Annotated in this window: 16 protein-coding genes; 5 read left to right on the top strand and 11 right to left on the bottom strand. The window is 67.6% G+C overall.

Annotated features, from left to right (window positions below; genetic code table 11):
* Positions 1–9 precede the first annotated feature (9 nt).
* The 5 genes from CSC78_RS14740 to cyoA are packed head-to-tail and all read right to left on the bottom strand — an operon-like array spanning position 10 to position 4,973.
* Complete coding sequence (locus tag CSC78_RS14740; RefSeq protein ID WP_162338621.1) at positions 10–804, bottom strand: SURF1 family protein; 795 nt, start codon at positions 802–804, stop codon at positions 10–12.
* A complete protein-coding gene (gene cyoD, locus CSC78_RS14735) occupies positions 801–1,205 on the bottom strand; it encodes a cytochrome o ubiquinol oxidase subunit IV (protein WP_162338620.1) in 405 nt (134 codons plus the stop codon). Before cyoD ends, CSC78_RS14740 begins: the two co-directional genes overlap by 4 nt.
* The gene (gene cyoC / locus CSC78_RS14730) at positions 1,205–1,837 is read right to left on the bottom strand and encodes a cytochrome o ubiquinol oxidase subunit III (protein ID WP_162338619.1); all 633 of its coding nucleotides are present in this window, start codon (positions 1,835–1,837) and stop codon (positions 1,205–1,207) included. Before cyoC ends, cyoD begins: the two co-directional genes overlap by 1 nt.
* Positions 1,830–3,869 carry a cytochrome o ubiquinol oxidase subunit I gene (gene cyoB, locus CSC78_RS14725; RefSeq protein ID WP_162338618.1) on the bottom strand — a complete coding sequence of 680 codons (2,040 nt, stop codon included), beginning with the start codon at positions 3,867–3,869 and terminating at the stop codon, positions 1,830–1,832. The genes cyoC and cyoB overlap by 8 nt, the downstream gene beginning before the upstream one ends.
* A gap of 42 nt (positions 3,870–3,911) precedes the next feature.
* Positions 3,912–4,973 carry a ubiquinol oxidase subunit II gene (gene cyoA, locus CSC78_RS14720; RefSeq protein WP_238391293.1) on the bottom strand — a complete coding sequence of 354 codons (1,062 nt, stop codon included), beginning with the start codon at positions 4,971–4,973 and terminating at the stop codon, positions 3,912–3,914.
* Between the two features lie 158 nt (positions 4,974–5,131).
* Here cyoA and CSC78_RS14715 point away from each other — a divergent pair, with 158 nt between their 5' ends.
* On the top strand, positions 5,132–6,442 hold the full coding sequence (locus CSC78_RS14715) for an MFS transporter (protein ID WP_162338616.1): 1,311 nt from the start codon (positions 5,132–5,134) through the stop codon (positions 6,440–6,442).
* A gap of 67 nt (positions 6,443–6,509) precedes the next feature.
* Positions 6,510–7,421 (top strand): peptidylprolyl isomerase, encoded by a 912-nt coding sequence (locus CSC78_RS14710; protein WP_162338615.1) that lies wholly within the window; start codon positions 6,510–6,512, stop codon positions 7,419–7,421.
* A gap of 172 nt (positions 7,422–7,593) precedes the next feature.
* Here the strand turns inward: CSC78_RS14710 and CSC78_RS14705 are convergent, their stop codons facing one another.
* A complete protein-coding gene (locus CSC78_RS14705) occupies positions 7,594–8,472 on the bottom strand; it encodes a DMT family transporter (protein ID WP_202924182.1) in 879 nt (292 codons plus the stop codon).
* A 125-nt stretch (positions 8,473–8,597) separates the two neighbouring features.
* On the opposite strand from CSC78_RS14705, the gene CSC78_RS14700 reads away from it, so the two are divergent.
* Positions 8,598–9,533 (top strand): LysR substrate-binding domain-containing protein, encoded by a 936-nt coding sequence (locus CSC78_RS14700; RefSeq protein ID WP_162338614.1) that lies wholly within the window; start codon positions 8,598–8,600, stop codon positions 9,531–9,533.
* A 12-nt stretch (positions 9,534–9,545) separates the two neighbouring features.
* On the opposite strand, the gene CSC78_RS14695 is transcribed toward CSC78_RS14700, so the two are convergent.
* Both CSC78_RS14695 and CSC78_RS14690 read right to left on the bottom strand, forming a co-directional pair.
* On the bottom strand, positions 9,546–10,430 hold the full coding sequence (locus CSC78_RS14695; RefSeq protein ID WP_162338613.1) for a DUF2785 domain-containing protein: 885 nt from the start codon (positions 10,428–10,430) through the stop codon (positions 9,546–9,548).
* A 29-nt stretch (positions 10,431–10,459) separates the two neighbouring features.
* Positions 10,460–10,810 carry a GFA family protein gene (locus CSC78_RS14690; RefSeq protein WP_162338612.1) on the bottom strand — a complete coding sequence of 117 codons (351 nt, stop codon included), beginning with the start codon at positions 10,808–10,810 and terminating at the stop codon, positions 10,460–10,462.
* A gap of 113 nt (positions 10,811–10,923) precedes the next feature.
* Here CSC78_RS14690 and CSC78_RS14685 point away from each other — a divergent pair, with 113 nt between their 5' ends.
* Entirely contained in the window at positions 10,924–12,735 is a 1,812-nt protein-coding gene (locus CSC78_RS14685) for a DUF885 domain-containing protein (RefSeq protein ID WP_162338611.1), read from the top strand.
* 539 nt (positions 12,736–13,274) lie between these two features.
* Here the strand turns inward: CSC78_RS14685 and rraA are convergent.
* A complete protein-coding gene (gene rraA, locus CSC78_RS14680; protein ID WP_162338610.1) occupies positions 13,275–13,751 on the bottom strand; it encodes a ribonuclease E activity regulator RraA in 477 nt (158 codons plus the stop codon).
* Positions 13,752–13,824: 73 nt separating this feature from the next.
* On the opposite strand from rraA, the gene CSC78_RS14675 reads away from it, so the two are divergent.
* The gene (locus CSC78_RS14675; RefSeq protein WP_162338609.1) at positions 13,825–14,643 is read left to right on the top strand and encodes a DUF72 domain-containing protein; all 819 of its coding nucleotides are present in this window, start codon (positions 13,825–13,827) and stop codon (positions 14,641–14,643) included.
* 125 nt (positions 14,644–14,768) lie between these two features.
* Here the strand turns inward: CSC78_RS14675 and CSC78_RS14670 are convergent, their stop codons facing one another.
* Positions 14,769–16,061: an MFS transporter gene (locus CSC78_RS14670; protein WP_162338608.1), complete on the bottom strand. Its 1,293-nt coding sequence runs from the start codon at positions 16,059–16,061 to the stop codon at positions 14,769–14,771.
* 74 nt (positions 16,062–16,135) lie between these two features.
* Positions 16,136–16,795 (bottom strand): Pr6Pr family membrane protein, encoded by a 660-nt coding sequence (locus CSC78_RS14665; RefSeq protein ID WP_162338607.1) that lies wholly within the window; start codon positions 16,793–16,795, stop codon positions 16,136–16,138.
* Positions 16,796–16,843: the final 48 nt, after the last annotated feature.

The raw sequence follows: 16,843 nt of genomic DNA, 5'->3' as shown, positions 1-16,843 counted from the left end.
GTGCCGACCTCATCCTGGCTCGTGGGTGCGTGCATGATCGGGGCGCGAGTCGTTTCGCCGCCGATCATGGCGCAATCGGCGCTCCGACGCGACCAGATAGCCGCCGGCCAGCAGTGTCAGCAGCGCCAGTCCGAACCAGGTCAACGCGTAGGACAGGTGCGAGTCGCGGAATTTCACCACCGTCATGCCGCCGCGCGGCCAGTCGCGCGACGCCGCATCGCGGTCCGCATCGATGAAGAACGGCGCGACCTGTTCCGCAGGCAAGCCGTGCTTCCGCGCGATGGCGGCGACGTCGCGCGAGTACCAGCGGTCCTGTTCCGGGACGTTGTGGCGCAGGAAGCCGCCTTCCGGTTCGCTGATGCGCAGCAGGCCCTGCACCGACACCCGGCCTGCCGGCGCCGGCGCTGATGGCGCACTGGTCGGCACGAAGCCGCGGTTCACCAGCACGTAATCGCCGCCGTCGGTGTGCAACGGCTGCAATAGCCAGAACCCTCCGCCGAGCTCGGTGACGGCCTGCGTGCGCGTTTCGCTGCCGGGAACGAAGCGCCCGCTGACCGACACGCGTCGGTAACTGTCGTTCGCGTCGCTGACGGCAGGCCACTGCGCGCGAGATGGCGAAGGCACGGCCTTCGCGTGGATGCGCGCATCGACGCGGGCGATCAACTCGTGCTTCCACGCCAGCCGCTGCACCTGCCACACGCCCAGCGCAATGAATCCGCAGAACGCGCCCGCCAGCAACACGGCGAACGCGACCAGCCACCGCCTGCGCGGCGGAACCGGTGTCGCGGTGGCCGAAGCGGTCACGGCAGGCTCTGGGCCGCTTCCTGCATCCGATGCATGTCGTGAGTGCCCGGCATCATGTTGGTGTTCATGTTGTGCATGACCCACAAGGTACCGCTCAGCACGATCACCAGCAGCACCGCGGTGAAGATCAGCGCGAACAGGTTCCAGCCGCCTTCCGACTTCGGATTCATGTGCAGGAAATAGACCATGTGCACGACGACCTGGACCATCGCGAACGCCAGGATCACCAGCGTGGTGATGGCGGGCGTGGGCAGTACCTTGGCCATGACCAGCCAGAACGGGATCGCGGTCAGGATGACCGACAGCACGAAGCCTGTCGCGTATTCCTTGAGGTTGGCGTGCGGGATGCCGTCCTCGAGGAAATCGTCGTCGTGGTGCGAATCGGAGGAAGGATGGCTCATCACTGCACGCCCATCAGGTAGACAAAGGTGAAGACGCCGATCCAGACGACGTCCAGGAAATGCCAGAACATCGACAGGCATGCGATGCGGCGCGTGGTGGTCCGGTTCAGTCCCCACTTGCGCACCTGGACGCACAGCACGACCAGCCAGACGACACCGAACAGCACGTGCAGGCCGTGCGTGCCGACCAGGGTGAAGAACGCCGACAGGAACGCGCTGCGCTGCGGACCCGCGCCGAGATGGATCAGGTGGTGGAACTCGTAGATCTCGATCGACAGGAAGCCCAGGCCCAGCAGGCCGGTGACCAGCAGCCAGCCGATGGTCGCGCGGGCGTTGCGCTTGAACATCGCCAGCATGGCGAAGCCGTAGGTGATCGACGACACCAGGAGGATGCCGGTGTTGATCGCGATCAGGTGCAGGTTCGGCAGGAACAGGTCGCGACCGGACGGGCCGGCGGCGTAGCTGCCGGAGAACACGCCGAACGTGGCGAACAGGCTGCCGAAGATCATCAGGTCGCTGAGCAGGTAGATCCAGAAGCCCAGCAGCGTGCCGTTCTCCGGATGATGCCTGCCGTCGGTGTCCAGGAACACCGGCGAGCCGTCGGGTCGATTGAGGGCGATGGACTCAGACATGGGCGTGATCCGCAAGGCCTTGGTTCAACAGGGCGCGTTCCAGCTGTCCGGTACGCGCCGTCTCGGTGCGCGCGACCTCGTCGGCCGGGATGTAGTAATCGCGGTCGCGGTCGAAGCTGTGCCAGATCGCATAGACGATCGTCGCCAGCAGCGACACGCCCGCCAGCCACCACACATGCCAGATCATCGCGAAGCCGAGCAGCGTGCTCAGCACCGACAGGATGACGCCGGCCCCGGTATTGCGCGGCATGTGGATCGCCTTGAACCCGTCACGCGGACGCTGGAAACCGCGCTGCTTCATGTCCGTCCAGGCATCGGTGTCGTGCACCACCGGGGTGAAGGCGAAGTTGTAATCCGGCGGCGGCGACGACGTGGACCACTCCAGCGTGCGGCCACCCCACGGATCGCCGGTGTGGTCGCGCAGCTGCTCGCGGCGACGGAAGCTGATGTAGATGCAGAACAGGAACGCGGCGATGCCGATCGCCACCAGTACCGCGCCGAAGGCGGCGATCTGGAACCAGATCTGCAGCGACGGATCGTCGAAGTGGCTCATGCGGCGCGTCACGCCCATCAGCCCCAGCACGTACAGCGGCGTGAACGCGAACCAGTAGCCGGCCAGCCAGAACCAGAACGACACCTTGCCCCAGAAGTCGTCGAGCTTGAAGCCGAAGGCCTTCGGGAACCAGTGCGTCATCGCCGCGAACAGGCCGAACACCACGCCGCCGATGATGACGTTGTGGAAGTGCGCCACCAGGAACAGCGAGTTGTGCAGCACGAAATCCGCCGGCGGCACCGCCAGCAGCACGCCGGTCATGCCACCGATCACGAAAGTCACCATGAAGCCCATCGTCCACAGCATCGGCACTTCGAAGCGGATGCGGCCGCGGTACATGGTGAACAGCCAGTTGAAGATCTTCGCGCCCGTCGGGATCGAGATGATCATCGTGGTGATGCCGAAGAACGAGTTGACGCTGGCGCCCGAGCCCATGGTGAAGAAGTGGTGCAGCCACACCAGGTACGACAGCACGGTGATGCAGACCGTGGCGTAGACCATCGACGAGTAGCCGAACAGGCGCTTGCCGGAATACGTGGACACGATCTCGGAGAACACGCCGAACAGCGGCAGGATCAGGATGTAGACCTCCGGGTGGCCCCAGATCCAGATCAGGTTGACGTACAGCATGGCGTTGCCGCCAAGGTCCGTGGTGAAGAAGTTGGTGCCGACGTAGCGGTCCAGCGTCATCAGCACCAGCACGGCGGTCAGCACCGGGAACGACACCACGATCAGCACGTTGGTGCACAGCGCCGTCCAGGTGAACACCGGCATCTTCATCAGGCCCATGCCGGGCGCACGCATCTTGAGGATGGTCACCAGCAGGTTGACGCCTGATAACAACGTACCGACGCCGGCGATCTGCAACGCCCAGATGTAGTAGTCGAGTCCCACCCCGGGATCCTGGTTGCCCAGGTTGGACAGCGCCAGCCAGCCCGATGTCGAGAACTCGCCGAGGAACAGCGACAGCATGACCAGCACCGCGCCGGCGGTGGTCATCCAGAAGCTGAAGTTGTTGAGGAACGGGAACGCCACGTCGCGCGCGCCGATCTGCAGCGGCACCAGGTAGTTCATCAGACCGGTGACCAGCGGCATGGCCACGAAGAAGATCATGATCACGCCGTGGGCGGTGAAGATCTGGTCGTAGTGGTGCGGCGGCAGATAGCCCATGTTGTCGCCGAAGGCCATCGCCTGGTGCAGGCGCATCATGATCGCGTCGGCGAAACCGCGCAGCAGCATCACCAGGCCCAGCACCATGTACATGATGCCGATCTTCTTGTGGTCGATGCTGGTGAACCACTCGCGCCACAGCCAGCCCCACAGCTTGTACCGGGTGATCACCGCGACCAGCGCCAGGCCACCCAGGCAGGTACCGATGAAGGTCGCGGCGATGATCGGGTCGTGCAGCATGGGAATCGCATCCCAGGCCAGGCGACCGGTGATCGGGGAGTGCGTGACGGTGCTGGTATCAAAAGCCATCGGGCGAATCCGGTGAATCCAGGGGTGCGGCGGCGAAGCGCGTCAGGGCGCCTTCAAACCGCCAGCGGTGGTAATGGGCGACATGCGGGCCGCGGCCTGCGCGGTCTCGACCGTGCAGAGATCGGAACGGACGAAGGGGCCACTGGCAAGGTTGCCGCGACGCGGCCGCTGCAGCGGATCGGTGCTGTCCAGTCCGCGCCCGCCCATCGCGTCGTAGGCCATCATCTGGTCCATGCACAGGCGATCGGTATCGACGCAGCGGTTCACCACCGCGTCGAACAGGCCGGCATCGACGGACGCATACAGGCGCGATGGCTCGCGCGAACTGGGCACTTCGAGCTGCAGGTACTCGGCGCGGGTCAGCGCCTGGCCGCCGGCACGGGTTTCTTCGATCCAGCGGTCGAAGCCTTCATCGGACAACGCATGGAAACGGAAGCGCATGTGCGAGAAGCCTGCGCCGCTGTAGTGCGACGAGAAGCCCTCGTAGTCGCCTGCCTTGTTCATCACCGCGTGGAGCTTGGTCTCCATCGCCGGCATCGTGTAGATCATGCCCGCCAGCGCCGGCACGTAGAACGCATTCATCGTCGACGACGAGGTCAGGCGGAAGGTGATCGGACGGTCGACCGGCGCGGCCATCTGGTTGACCGAGGCGACGCCGTATTCCGGATAGACGAACAGCCATTTCCAATCCAGCGCGACCACCTGCACTTCCAGCGGCTTGACCGCTTCCGGCACCGGCCGCCCTTCGGCGATACGGCCCAGCGGACGGTAAGGATCCAGCAGGTGCGTGCCAATCCACGTCACCGCACCCAGCGCGATGATGATCAGCAGCGGCACGCCCCAGATGACCAGCTCCAGCTGCGTGGAGTGGTCCCAGTCGGGCTTGTAGGTGGCCTGCGTGTTCGACGCGCGGTAACGCCAGGCGAACCAGAACGTCAGCGCGATCACCGGGATGATCACGATCAGCATCAGCGCCGTCGCCACCAGGATCAGGTGGCCCTGGCGGGCGGCGATGTCGCCGGCGGGGTTGAGGACCTGCAGGTTGCACCCCGACAGCACGGCGGCGGCGGACATCGCCACGGCGGCCTGCAGGGCTCTGCGCATGAGGGACATGGGCGTGGGGCTTACGGATTGATCTGGATCAATGTAGTGCGCCGGCCCTGCGCGGAGTATTGGACGTTTTGTCCTATCGCGACGGCGGGTGCGGTCTGCGACCCTATGGGCGTACCTTTCCCCTGGTCCGACCCGGCAGCCCCGTTCCCATGGCGTCCATCAGCCCCACGACTTCCACCCACGACCATGGCACCAAGGCCCATGCCGATGTCGCCCCGGGCGAGATCGCCGTCGGCGTGGTGATCGGGCGCGCGTCCGAGTACTTCGACTTCTTCGTCTTCGGCATCGCCTCGGCGCTGATCTTCCCGTCGGTGTTCTTCCCGTTCGTGGACCGCCTGGAGGGAACGCTATGGTCGTTCGCGCTGTTCGCGCTGGCGTTCGTCGCGCGTCCGTTCGGCACCATGCTGTCGATGAAGATCCAGGATCGCTGGGGTCGCGGACTCAAGCTGACCGTCGCGCTGTTCCTGCTGGGCACCGCAACGGCCGGTATCGCGTTCCTGCCGGGCTACGCCTCACTCGGTGCCGCTTCGATCGCACTGCTGGCCTTCCTGCGCGTGCTGCAGGGCCTGGCGCTGGGTGGTTCGTGGGATGGCCTGCCGTCGCTGCTCGCACTTAATGCACCGAAGGAGCGCCGCGGCTGGTACGCCATGCTCGGCCAGCTGGGTGCGCCGGTCGGATTCATCGTCGCCGCCGGCGTGTTCGCGTTCCTCTACGCCAACCTGGAAGAAACCGACCTGCTGACCTGGGGCTGGCGCTATCCGTTCTTCGTCGCGTTCGCCATCAACGTGGTGGCGCTGTTCGCGCGCCTGCGCATCGTGGTCGCGGACGAATACCAGGACAAGATGGGCGAGCTGGAACTGGAACCCACGCCGATACGCCAGCTGTTCCAGGCCAAGGGCCGCCACGTGGTGATCGGCGCGTTCGCCGCACTCGCCAGCTATGCGCTGTTCCACATCGTCACCATCTTCCCGCTGTCTTGGACCCTGCTGTACTCGCAGCAATCGGTCGTCAGCTTCCTGCTGGTGCAGATCCTCGGCGCCTTCATCGCCGCCGGCGCGATCGTGGTCTCGGGCCTGATCGCCGACCGTGTCGGTCGCGCGCGCACGCTGGGCGGACTGGCAGTCGGCATCGCGATGTTCAGTGGCTTCGCCCCGACGCTGATGGAGGGCGGCCCGGTCGGCCAGGGCGCCTTCATCCTGATCGGCTTCGCCCTGCTCGGTCTGTCGTACGGCCAGGCCGCGGGTGCGGTCACCGCCAACTTCGGTCGCCGCTACCGCTACACCGGCGCCGCGCTGACCTCCGACCTGGCCTGGCTGATCGGTGCCGGCTTCGCCCCCCTGGTCGCGTTGGGTCTGTGCGCCAACTTCGGCCTGTCGTGGCTGGGCGCCTACCTGCTGTCGGGTGCGCTGGGCACGCTGATCGCGCTCGGCATCAACCGCGCGAAGAACTACAAGTCCTGATCTCTCGTCACCGGGACGACAGACTGCGCGCCGGGCGCACTACAATCCGGGCATCCCGTGCCCAGGAATGCCCATGCGCCGTCTCCCGTTGCTGCTCGCCTGCCTGCTCGCCCTGCCCACGCTGCAGGCGGCCGAACCACCGAAGCCGCTGACGTCGAAGGAAATCCTCGACGCCTCGCCCGACGCGGACTGGCGCACGCTGGATCCGGCCAACACGCTGTACATGGACGTGCCCGGCGGCCGCGTGGTGATCGAACTGGCGCCGGCCTTCGCACCCGAACACGTGGCCAACATCCGCACGCTGGCGCACGAAGGATTCTGGAACGGCTTGGCCATCTACCGCTCGCACGACAACTTCGTCGTCCAGTTCGGCGATGCCGACGCGGACGACACCGCCAAGGCCAAATCGCTGGGCACGGCGAAGACGAAGCTGCCGGCCGAGTTCGCGCGCAAGTCGGCGGGACTGGAGTTCACCCGACTGCCCGACGTGGATGGCTGGGCGCCGCAGGTGGGTTTCGTCGATGGTTTTCCCGCCGCGCGCGACCCGAAGGCAGGCGAGGCGTGGCTGACGCATTGCTACGGCGCGCTCGGCGCCGGCCGCGGCGGCCCGCCGGACAGCAGCAATGGCAGCGAGCTGTATGTGGTCACCGGCCAGTCGCCGCGCCAGCTCGACCGCAACATCACCCTGGTCGGCCGCGTGGTGAAGGGCATGGAGCTGCTCAGCGCGACCCCGCGCGGCCCCGAGCCGATGGGCTTCTACGAGAAGGCCGAAGAGCGCACGCCGATCACCGCCGTGCGCCTGGCCAGCGACGTGCCGGAGAACGAACGCGTCCCGCTGCAGGTGCTGCGCACGGACTCGAAGACCTTCGCCGCCGCCACCGAAGCGCGCCGCAACCGCCGCGACGACTGGTACGTACGCACCGCCGGCCACATCGACCTGTGCAACGTGCCGCTGCCGGTGCGTGAGGCCAAGCGCTGAGTCGTCGACTGCTTCTTGTAGGAGCGACGTGAGTCGCGACCGCAGGATGTCCGCACGATCCAGCACACAGTGGTTCTGAAGAATGATCGAGGCGCGTGTGACCGACATCGCCCGACTGTGACGCCGTGTGGTCGCGACTTACGTCGCTCCTACAGGGGTGCAATCCTGACTTTCACGACGCCCGCTGGCTCACCGCCACGCTGCCGAGGATCAGCGCGCCGGCCGCCAGCATCGCCGGCGTCACCGGCTCATTGAGGAACAGCCAGGCGAAGCCGGCGCCGAACAGCGGCACCAGGTAGGTCACCGTCGCCGCGCGCGCGGGACCGATGCGGTGGATCAGCCGGTAGTACAGCAGGAAGGCGTAGCCGGTGCAGACAACGCCGATGGCGATCGCCGCACCCCATGGGCCGGCGCCGATCGCATGCGTGGGCCAGTGCGTCGCCGCGAACGGCAGCACCAGCAGCGCTGCGCAACTCAATGTCGCCGCCGCCGCGGCCGCGGGCGGAATACCGGCCAGGTGCTTGCGCACCAGGTTCACGCCGACACCGTAAAGCAGCGCCGCGGTCGCGCCCGCCATGACGGCACCGCCGACACTCAGGCCGCCGGCCTTGCTGGTCGCCAGCACCACCACGCCGATGAAGCCGACCAGCAACGCCAGCGAGCGGCGCAGGCCGATCTTCTGGCCGAAGAACAGGAAGCCGACCATCGCGGCGAACAGCACCGTCATCGCGTTGCAGATCGCACCGATGGCCGCCGGCGAACGCTGCGCGGCCCAGGCGAACAGCAGGAACGGAATGGCCGAGTTGATCGCGCCGATGATCGCGAGCTTCGGCCACAGGCCAGCACGGAAATGCGCGCGCTCGCGCCACAGGAACGGCAGCAGGACCAGCGCGCCGAGCGCGAGCCGCACTTCCACCAGCGCAAACGGACCGAACGGGTTGGCCGCGATGCGCATGAAGAGGAACGAGCTGCCCCAGATCGCGCCCAATACCAGCAGTTCCAGCGGGGTGCGCCAGTCGCGCTCCAGTGCCTGCGGCGGGGTCATGGCCATGCTGTCTCCCTGTGCCATCGCGGCAGCCCTCGTTCGTGACTGGGGCTATTCTGGATCACCCGTAGGCGCCCACAAGCGCGTAGCATGCGGGCGAGCCACAAATCTGGCTTGTGCCTGGAGCGACCATGAGCCTGCGCCCTGCCCTGTTGCCCGCCCTCGGCGTGTTCGCGGCCGCCGCGCGCCACCAGAACTTCGCCCACGCGGCCGACGAACTGCACCTCACCGCGAGCGCGGTCAGCCACCACGTACGCAAGCTGGAGGGGCTGCTCGGGGTGGTGCTGTTCCAGCGCCATGCACGCGGGGTGAAGCTCACCGCCGAAGGCCGGCAGTTGGCCGACGCGGCCAATGCGGCGCTCGGCGACATCGACGCCGTCGCCTCGCACCTGCGGTTGGCCGGCAAGACCGCGACCCTGCGCATCACCACGCTGCACTCGCTGGCGTACTGCTGGCTGTTGCCACGGCTGCCGCGCTTCTGCGCGCGTCACCCGCATGTGCGCCTGCACGTGGATACCGGCATCGCGCTGACGCGCTTCGACGACGACGGCCCCGAACTCGGCATCCGCCATGGTCCGGGGCAGTGGGCCGGGCTGACGTCGCATCACCTGATGGACGACGAACTGTTCCCGGTCGCCTCGCCCGCCCTGCCCGGACTCGATGCGGTGCGGGAGCCGCGCCAGATCGCGCAGTTGCCGCTGGTCACCGACCTGGCGCTGCAGGGCTGGCGCGACTGGTTCCGCGGCGCCGGCGTGCGCGGCCTGCGGCTGCCGCCGATGCACAGCTTCAACGACAGCACCGATGCGATGCGCGCCGCGGTGTATGGCGTGGGCGCGGCACTGGCACGTCGCCATGTGGCGCAGCCTTACCTGCAACGCTACGAACTCGTCCGGCTGCCGGGTCCCGCGCTGAAGGCACGGTTCGCGTATTACGCGGTGCATCCCGCGCATCGGCAGCCGAGTGCCGCTGCGCAGGTGTTCATCGACTGGCTGAAGGAAGAGGCGCGCGACGAACGCACGCCGCTGCCACCGATGCCGGACGATTTCCTGGGACGCGGCCGCGAATGACGCGGCCAGCGGTCACGGCACGGCCTTGAGCGCCGCGATCACCGCCGGCTTCAGCGCACGGATGTTGGGGTCGCTGGACTGGTCGGCCTCCAGATGGACGCTCATCAGGAAGGCCATCAGGTCGTGTCTGCGCGCCAGCCAGGCGGCATCCGCGTAGGCGTGATCCGGATTGCCCAGCCGGAGCGGCAATGCCGCGAACCAGCGCATCCACGCGTCCTCGCCCAGCACGCCGCGCCTGGCGGCATAAAGCACGGGGCGTGCCAGCCTCCCGGGTTCGCCGAATACATAGGCATGCGCACTCTCAGGCACCGCCTGCTCGGCGACCGCCTGCAACAAGGCCTCCAGTTGGGCGGGACCCAGGCGGTCGTTGAGCGCCAGCTGCATCAGCCAGTCCGCACCATGCGGCACGCCGTGCCGCCATCCTTCGGTCGCGTCGAAGCCACGGTAATCGCGCACCGACGACAGATACGCGGATGCATGCATCACCATGCCATCGCGCTCGCTGGGCGACATCCAGGGTTCCACACGGTCCGTCCGTGCGATCTCCGACAACACCAACGCGGCGAAGGGCCGACCGAAGCCGTTCGCATCGTCTTCCTCCAGCACGGCATACAGGCGGTCACGCAGCGTGCGCCGCTGGGTGGCATCCAGCAGTCCCGCACGCAGCCACGCACTGAGTGCCTCGTAGGCGACGCCGTCGCGCAGCGTCGGGTCGGGATCGGACAGGCAGGCGGGAAGCGTCTCCACCAACGCGGCGCGCACGTCGTCGGGGACAACGAACCGCTGCTCGCGCAGCAACCGCAGCGATGCCGCGTCGGTGCCTGCCGGCGGGCACGCCGCCTGGGCGGACGATGGGAGCAGCATTCCTGCCAGTACCAGCGATATCAACGAAGGCATGATGTTCTCCTTGCGCCGGTCCTTCCCCGTCAGAGCGCGGCCCCGTCGAACGGGTTCACCCTGAGACCGGCCAGGTCCACGTCGGGCAGGCAACGCACGTTCACCGCCGCCATCTGCATGCCGGTCTTCGGATGCGCCGCTTCACCGAACGGTGCGATGCCGCACACGGCGCAGAAGTGGTGACGGATGTGGTGCTTGTTGAACGTGTAGGTGGACAGGTCGCCTTCCGGCGTCTTCAGTACCAGCGCCTCGCGCGGCACGAACCACAGCAGGCCGCCACGGCGACGGCACAGCGAGCAGTTGCAATCGATCACGTCGCCGATATCGCCCTCGACCTCAAACGCGATACGACCGCAGTGGCAGCTTCCTTCATGCTTCATGACAGCGACTCCTGGCCCGGGGGCGCCAGCGTATATCGAATGGCACGGGTCCGGGCATGACCTTCGGCCTATGCTGTCGGTCCCGACCCACCCTGCACCGCAACAGGATTCCCATGCGCAAGACCCTGCTCGCCGCCGCCCTGCTGGCCTCGCTGTCCGCCTGCCAGAAGAGTGAAGCTCCCGTCGCCGCCTCCGGTGCGGATACCGCCGCCACGGCCACGGATACCGCCAAGGCCGACGCCGCCTTCGCCGACCTGTCCAAGCGTGCGCTCGAGGGCTGGCTGCAGCTCTCGCCGGTCAGCGCCACCCAGATCGGCGAGCACAAGTACGACGGAGAGCTGGACGACCTCAGCGCGGACGGCCGGCAGAAGAGCCTCGCTTTCAGCAAGAAGACCCTCGGCGAACTGGATGCGATGGATGTCACCGCACTGTCGCGCGAGAACCAGGTCGATGCGGCCATCCTGCGCAACCAGCTGCAGTACGACATCTGGACGGCGGAAACGCTGGAGAGCTGGGCGTGGGACCCACAGGTCTACAACAACGTCGCCGGCGGCGCGATCTACGGCCTGATGGCGCGCGAGTTCGCGCCGCTGCCGGAACGCCTGAAGTCGGCGACCGCGCGCATGCAGAAGATTCCCGCGCTGCTGGCGCAGGCGCGCGAGAACCTCGACCCCGCGCGCGTGCCGAAGGTGCATGCCGAAACCGTCGCCAGGCAGAACGCCGGCATCCTCAGCATCGTCGACACGTTCATCACACCGAACCTCAAGGACCTGTCCGAGGCCGACCGCCAGCAGGCGCAGGCCGCCATCGACGGCCTGAAGAAGGCGGTCGCCGAGCACCAGGCCTGGCTGGACAAGACGCTGGTGCCGAACGCGAAGGGCGACTTCCGCATCGGCCAGACGCTGTACGACCAGAAGCTGCAGTTCGCCCTGCTGTCGTCGCTGTCGCGTGCCGACATCAAGCAGCGTGCGGAGGGCGAACTCAAGCGCGTGCGCGAGGCGATGTACGGCATCGCGCGCACCGTGCTGAAGGAAAAGCCGGGCGCACCCGCGCTGCCGGAAGCGCCGACCGCCGACGAACAGCAGAAGGCCATCGAAGCCGCGCTCGAGCTGGCGTACGCCGAACGTCCCGCGCGCGACAAGGTCGTGCCGGACGCGGAAGCAGCACTCGCGCAGGCCACCGAGTTCGTGCGCAAGCACGATCTGGTCACCCTGCCCGACGCGCCGGTGGAAATCATCGAGATGCCGGAATTCCAGCGTGGCGTCGCGGTGGCCTATTGCGATTCGCCCGGCCCGCTCGACAAGCATCTGAAGACCTTCTACGCCGTGTCGCCGATCCCGGAAGACTGGGACAAGACGCAGGTCGATTCCTTCCTGCGCGAATACAACAGCCGGATGATCCACCTGCTGAGCATCCACGAAGGCACGCCGGGCCACTACCTGGAAGGCTGGCACTCGGCCAAGTTCCCGTCGACGCTGCGCGCCGTGCTGCGCTCCGGCATGTTCGCCGAGGGTTGGGCGGTGTACACCGAGAAGATGATGTCCGACGCCGGTTACCTGGACAACGATCCGCTGTTCCACCTGGTGCAGATGAAGTTCTACCTGCGCACGATCGCCAACGCGATCTTGGACCAGGGCGTGCAGGTGGACGGCTGGACGCGCGAGCAGGCGATGGACCTGATGGTACGCCAGACCTTCCAGCAGGAACGCGAAGCCGCGGGCAAGTGGACGCGCGCGCAGCTGACCTCGGCGCAGCTGCCGACCTACTTCGTCGGCGTGCAGGAGCACTTCGACCTGCGCAAGGCCGCAGAGGCCAAGCAGGGCGCACAGTTCAACCTGAAGGCGTACCACGACCAGGTGCTGTCGTACGGCGCGCCGCCGGTGCGCTTCGTGCGCCAGCTGATGCTGGACGAACCGATCAAGTGACGTCGCGGCGCGCGCGCCAGCGCGCCTGTGCCGCGACGTCACCCCCGCGCACGCGGGGGTCCAGCGCCTTCACCGCACCGCCGACACCCCCGTAGAGCCGAGCTTGCCCGGCTCCGCACGAACACCGAAGCAAAAGCAGCGGAGCAAGCTCCGCTCTACGTCGGTCCCGCGCCTGCACCGCTATCCCGTAAAGCCGAGCTTGCCCGGCTCCGCACGAACACCGAAGCAAAAGCAGCAGAGCAAGCTCCGCTCTACGTCGGCCCCGTGCCTGCACCGCTATCCCGTAAAGCCGAGCTTGCCCGGCTCCGCACGAACACCGGAGCAAAAGCAGCGGAGCAAGCTCCGCTCTACGTCGCCCCCCCTGCACCGATTCACCGTAGAGCCGAGCTTGCCCGGCTCCGCACGAACACCGAAGCGAAAGCAGCGGAGCAAGCTCCGCTCTACGGATCCTGGCGCTTGCACGGCTCCGCGTAGAGCCGAGCTTGCCCGGCTTGGCGCGATGCCGGAACAGCGAAAGGCATCGCGGGCATGGCCCGCTCCTACAGAAGCCGGGTTCTCGCGACGATCACGCCATTGGCATCCGCATAGATCCAGTCCCCTGGCGTGATCGACACGCCTGCGATCGCGACCGGCACATCGACCTCGCCCAGGTCGCGACGATCCGTCTTCATCGGGTGTGCGGCCAGCGCCAGCACGCCCAGCGGCAGCGTCGACAGGATCTCCACGTCACGCACGCAGCCGAAGATCAGGAAGCCGGCCCAGCCGTGCTTCACCGCATTCGCCGCGATCATGTCGCCCAGCAGCGCGCGTCGCAGCGATCCGCCGCCATCGACAACGATCACCCTGCCCTCGCCCGGCGTCGCCGCGAGTTCGCGCACACGCGAATTGTCGTTGAGGCAATGCACCGTCACCGCCGGCCCGGCGAAACGCGCCTGGCCGCCGAAGCTGCGGAACACCGGCTCGGCCACCTGCACGTCGGGGAACTGGTCGCAGAGGTCGGGCGTGGTCCAGGTCATGCGGCATCTCCGAGGGCGCGGGTTGACCGCATGGTAACGCGGGCGCGACACGCGCCGGGCTATGCTGGCGCGCATGGCCGACCTCTTCGCTTCCGCACCGCCCACCGCGACCGAAGGCATCCGCGTCGGCATCGGCGGCTGGACCTTCGCGCCCTGGCGCAGCAACTTCTACCCGGCCGGGCTGGTGCAGCGGCGCGAGCTGGAATACGCCAGCCGCCAGCTGACCGCCATCGAGATCAACGGCACGTACTACGGGGTGCAGAAGCCGGCGACCTATGCGAACTGGCGCGACCTGACGCCCGACGGTTTCGTGTTCTCCGCCAAGGCGCCCAAGCGCATCATGCAGTCGCGCTCGCTGGCGTCGATGCAGACGCAGGTGGAGGACTTCGTCGGCGGCATCGCCGAGCTCGGCGCAAAGCTCGGACCGCTGGTCTGGCAGTTCGAAGCCGGACGCCGCGTCGATGCCGAGGAACTCGATGGCTTCCTCACGCTGCTGCCGCCCGCGATGGACGGACGACCGTTGCGGCATGCATTGGAGGTCCGCGATCCTGCCGCGGTGGACGCGGAGTTCATCGAGCTTGCGCGCCGCCATCAGGTCGCGACCGTGTTCACCGATTCCACCGACTATCCCTCGTTCGCCGACCTCACCGCCGACTTCGTCTACGCGCGGCTGATGCGCTCGCAGCCGATCGACACCGGTTATCCGTCGAAGGAACTGGACCTGTGGGCCGAGCGCGCACGCGCCTGGTCGCGCGGCGAAGACATCGCCGAGTTGCCGCACGTGGGCGAGCGTGCACCGGCGCTGCCGCGGCGCGACGTGTTCGTCTACTTCATCAGCAGTGCAAAGGAGCGCAATCCGGCCGCCGCGATGGAACTGATCCGGCGGCTGTAGCAGCGCCGCGCGCACGAGCTGGAGCCCCCTTCTTTGTAGGAGCGTCCCATGGGCGCGATGCTTCTGCGCTTGGCGCCCCATCAATAGAGCGCATCGCGCCCATGCGCGCTCCTACAAGAGCGGGTTCATCGCGACACAGGCTGCCTGAGCCACTGCAGCGCGACACCCATACCGACAAGACAGGTGAAGGCCACATAGTGCGCGGGCGCCATCGGGCCCCATGACGTCGACAGCCACGCGATCATCGGCGGCGTCAGTCCACCGAACACCGCGTAGGCGACGTTGTACGAGAACGACAGGCCGGAGAAGCGCACCTCCGGCGGAAACGCGGCCACCATCAACGCCGGCGTCACCCCGGTCACGCCACAGCAGAAGCCGGCCAGCGCGTACCAGGCCACGAACTGATCGTGGTGACCCGACACCAGTGCGCCGTAGAGCGCATACGCGGACACGCCCAATCCCAGCGAGCCGGCCAGCAGCGCGCGGCCAACGCCGAAGCGATCCACCGCCCAGCCTGCCGCCAGGCAGCCGGCGATCAGTGCCAGTGTCGCCACGCTGTTGCCATGGAACGCGGTAGCGGCACCGATGCCGAAACTGGTTTGCACCAGCGTCGGTGTCAGCAGCACGATCACCACGATGGCCGCCGTCAGCTGCCACGACGCCAGCATCGACAGCAGCACAGCCGGACGGTGCGCGGCCAGCACCTGCTTCACCGGCAACTGGCGCGCGAGAAGTTTGCGTTCGCGCATCTCCACGAACACCGGCGTTTCCTCCAGCCAGCGACGCAGCCACACGGCGATGAAGCCGAACACGCCACCCAGCACGAACGGCACGCGCCAGATCCCGGCCCGCACCTCGTCCGGGGTGTAGCTCGTGTTGATCCATGCCGCCAGCAGCGAGCCGATCAGGATGCCGGCCGTCAGTCCCGCGGTGAGGGTGGCGCAGGCGATGCCAACCCGACGGCGCGGCACGTGCTCGGCGACGAAGACCCACGCGCCCGGCACCTCGCCGCCCACCGCGATGCCCTGCACCAGCCGCATCGCCAGCAGCAGGAGTGGTGCCAGTACCCCGACCTGCGCATACGTCGGCAGCAGGCCGATCAGCAGCGTCGGCACCGACATCATGAAGACGCTCAGCGTGAACATGCGCTTGCGTCCCAGCCGGTCGCCGAAGTGCGCCATCACGATCCCGCCCAGCGGCCGCGCCACATACCCCGCGGCGAAGATGCCGTACACCTGCAGCTGCGCCAGCCACGGCTCGGTCCCCGGCGGGAAGAACAGCGCGCCCAGCGCCTTGGCGAAGAACACGAAGACGACGAAGTCGTAGAACTCCAGCGCCCCGCCCAGCGCGGACAGGCCCAGGGTCCTCGCGTCATGGCGGTTGAACGGGCGGAGCGACACGGAATCCTCGCCAGACATCGGTGCTGCGTCCTCGGGCGCACGAGGCGCGGCGCGCGACCATCGCACGCGACGCGCACGCCGTCCAGCCGGTGTCAGGTGGGTGCGCGCGCAGACGCCAGGCGGCGCGCGGCGACCTTGTCCACGGCCACCAGCATCCCGCCGGAAGCCAGGAACACCCCCAGCAGCACGAGTGCGTTGAACAGCACGACGGACAGGCCGAGCTCCGCCACATCCAGGAAGGGGTAGGGGTACTCGCCCGACCTCGCGCCGCGCAGCAGTACCCAGGTCAGGTAGACGACCGGGAACGCCAGCCACGAGACCACAAGCCGCCACCGCAGGGTGCCGTGGCCGGGCGACGCCAGCCAGGCCAGCACGGACACCGCGGGCACCACGTAGTGCAGGCTGGCATCCGTCAGGCGCAGGATACCTTCCAGCTCCCAGGTGTCGCGCAGGAGCAGCGCATAGATCACGCCGGTGAGGGCGATGTAGAGCGTCACCGCGCCCCGCACGGCCGGGCGGGCGAAGAACGCCGGCCACCCGGTGAGCGCCGAGACGCAGACCAGCAGCACGGCGAGGTTGCTGAGGATGGTGAAGTAGCTGACGTAGCGCACGCTGCCCAACACCGGCCCGAGCTCCGTCCAGGTGGCGCGCAACAGCAGCAGGTACTCCACCGCCAGCGAGCCGGCCACCAGCAGTGCCAGCGCCAGCAGTGCGCGGCGTGCGAAGGGGGTAAGCGGGGCGGGATCGTGCATGGTCATTCCGCAGGGGCCTGTCCCCAAGCCACGGACGTTCCGTGCACG

The organism is Pseudoxanthomonas japonensis (assembly GCF_010093445.1).
Lineage (GTDB): Bacteria > Pseudomonadota > Gammaproteobacteria > Xanthomonadales > Xanthomonadaceae > Pseudoxanthomonas_A > Pseudoxanthomonas_A japonensis.
Note: the sequence above shows the minus strand (reverse complement) of the source record. Positions and strands in the feature narration are given on the sequence as shown.